This window comes from Microvirga sp. P4_G7 (assembly GCF_056401005.1).
Window position 1 is genome coordinate 1 of sequence record NZ_JBFUKD010000581.1, and the last position, 2380, is coordinate 2380.

The following is a 2380-nucleotide window of genomic DNA, read 5'->3' on the forward strand; positions in this document are numbered from 1 at the left end:
AACCGGATGAGCGTCCGTGCTTGCGAGGCAAGCGGTTGCAATCATGAAAGCGGACTTCAATCCCACGCTGCTGTCGCGCGACGACATACTGGGCGCTTATCAATCGCCCGGCCGGCATACGCTGCAATTGCTCACCCCAAGCCTTGAGAATGCCGATCGTCCTGAACGGACGGCGGATCCGATCGAGAGTGAAGATGGAGGCGGCGCGGGCCGCACATCGGATGATCGCGCGACCGGCCCCGGCATCGCGAAGAGGTTGCGGCACGTCGCCAGTCATGATGCGCTGACAGGCCTCAGCAACCGGCATCACTTTCAGTCCCGTTTCAAGAAAGCACTCTCCCGCGCGCGACGGGACGGCGGCAAACTCGCCTTCGCCGTCCTCGACCTCGACGATTTCAAAGACGTGAACAATACGGCCGGGCACCAGGCCGGCGATGCCATTCTCGTCGAAACCGGACGCAACCTGCAGTCGGTTCTGCATTCCAACGACATCGTCGGGCGGTTCGGCGGTGACGAGTTCGCCCTCGTGCTCGCAAGCGTTCCGTCAGAGGCGGATATCGAACCGATCACGGTCCGGCTGCTCGACAGCGCCGCCGCTTCGGTATCGCGTTTCGCGCCGCAGATCCGCTCAAGCGCCAGCCTCGGTGTCAGCCTGTTTCCCGATCACGGCGTGGAAGCGAACGAGCTCATCGAGAACGCCGAAATCGCCCTCTACCGCGCGAAAGCTCAGGGTCGCGGTCGGGCCCAGGTGTTTCAACCGCAGATGCGCCAGGCCTTGACCGATCGCATCCAACGCATGTCGACGTTTCGAACCTTACTTGAAACCGGTGGCGTCAAACCGTTCTACCAGCCGCAAATTCGCCTGTCGGATCGGCGTGCCCACGGTTTCGAGGCGCTCGCCCGCTGGATCATGCCGAATGGAGAGATTCTCTATCCGTCGTATTTCCAGGCCGCATTGGAGGATCCCGAAGCTGCAATTCTCCTTGGCGAACACATGCTCAAAAGCATCAGCGACGATCTCCGCCATTGGCGTGACGTCGGAATGTCCTCCTGCAAGGTTTCGATCAACGTCACGGCGCCGGAGCTCGGTCGCGGAGATTATCCGGAGAAGGTTGCCGAGCTTTTCGCCTCGAAGGGCGTTCCGCTGTCACACCTGACAGTGGAAATCACCGAGTCGGTTCTCCTGGACGACAAGGTCGCACTTCTGATTCAGACTTTGTCGGACCTGCGCCGCCTCGGCGTCTCCATCGCTCTCGACGATTTTGGAACGGGCTTCGCAACGCTGACTCACTTGCGCAAACATCCGATCGACCAGATCAAGATCGACAGGTCGTTCATCGCCAATCTCACGACGAACGCCGACGATCACGCCATCGTCATCTCGATGCTTCGGTTGGCCCATAGCCTGAGCATGGAAGCCATCGCCGAAGGCGTCGAGACCGAAGAGCAATTGCGTTACCTGCGCTCGCTCGGCTGCGAATACGGACAGGGTTTCCTTTTCAGTAAGGCCATTCCCGCTCTCGAGGCCGAAGCCTATTTCCGGGAGCACCGTGCCTATCGCCGAGCGGAATTTCCCCGCTTCGAGGTCACATCGCGCAAGTGATCCCGATCAGTCGGCCTGTGCGGCCTTGAGGAAGTGATCGATGTCCTCCCTCAGGCGATCGAGCTGAACATCGAGCGTTTCCTTCGCGCTGGAGACGTGTTGCGCGGCTGCGGCTGCGGATCCGGCTGATCCATTGAGCATCTCGATGCTGCGTACGACGGCGCGGGTATGACTCGTCGTCTGCTGAACATTCACGGCGATTTCGGACGTGACGGCAGATTGCTCTTCCACAGCCGTCGCGATGGCGGTGGCGATCTGACTCACCTCCTCGATGACGCGGGCGATGTCTTCGATCTCCGTTGCGCTCTTCTCGGTGGCGTTCTGGATGGCGCCGATGCGCGCGCCGATCTCAGTCGTCGCCTGCGCCGTTTGGGTCGCAAGCGTTTTCACTTCTTGCGCGACGACCGCAAAGCCCTTCCCGGCTTCACCCGCATGCGCCGCCTCGATGGTGGCGTTGAGTGCGAGCAGGTTCGTCTGTGCGGCGATCTGGTCGATCAGATCGACGACATCGCCGATCTGCCTTGCCTGCTGTGCCAACCCGGCGACCGAAACCCTCGTGCGCTGCGCGGTCTCGAGCGCATTGCGCGCCACATCGGCCGAGCGGCTCGCCTGCTCGCCGATCTCGCGCACCGAGGCGGCCAGTTGCTCGGTCGCGGCGGCGCCGGATTGCATGTTCGATGCGGTCCGCTCCGATGCACTGGCGACCTCGCCGGCAAGGGAGCGTGCTTCGCCGGTTGCGGTGTCGAGCGTCACTGCGCTGCGAGAAAGGGCCTGGCT

Annotated in this window: 2 protein-coding genes; one reads left to right on the plus strand and one right to left on the minus strand. The window is 62.1% G+C overall.

Annotated features, from left to right (window positions below):
* Nucleotides 1–43: 43 nt before the first annotated feature.
* Nucleotides 44–1603 carry a putative bifunctional diguanylate cyclase/phosphodiesterase gene (locus tag AC1DT3_RS18210; RefSeq protein ID WP_477466638.1) on the plus strand — a complete coding sequence of 520 codons (1560 nt, stop codon included), beginning with the start codon at nucleotides 44–46 and terminating at the stop codon, nucleotides 1601–1603.
* Between the two features lie 6 nt (nucleotides 1604–1609).
* Here AC1DT3_RS18210 and AC1DT3_RS18215 read toward each other — a convergent pair.
* The coding region (locus tag AC1DT3_RS18215; protein ID WP_477466639.1) for a methyl-accepting chemotaxis protein at nucleotides 1610–2380 on the minus strand (771 nt) is incomplete at its 5' end.

Coding starts and splice junctions, on each gene's coding strand:
- AC1DT3_RS18210 (WP_477466638.1), top strand. CDS start 44: ATGAAAGCGGACTTCAATCCCACGCTGCTGTCGCGCGACGACATACTG.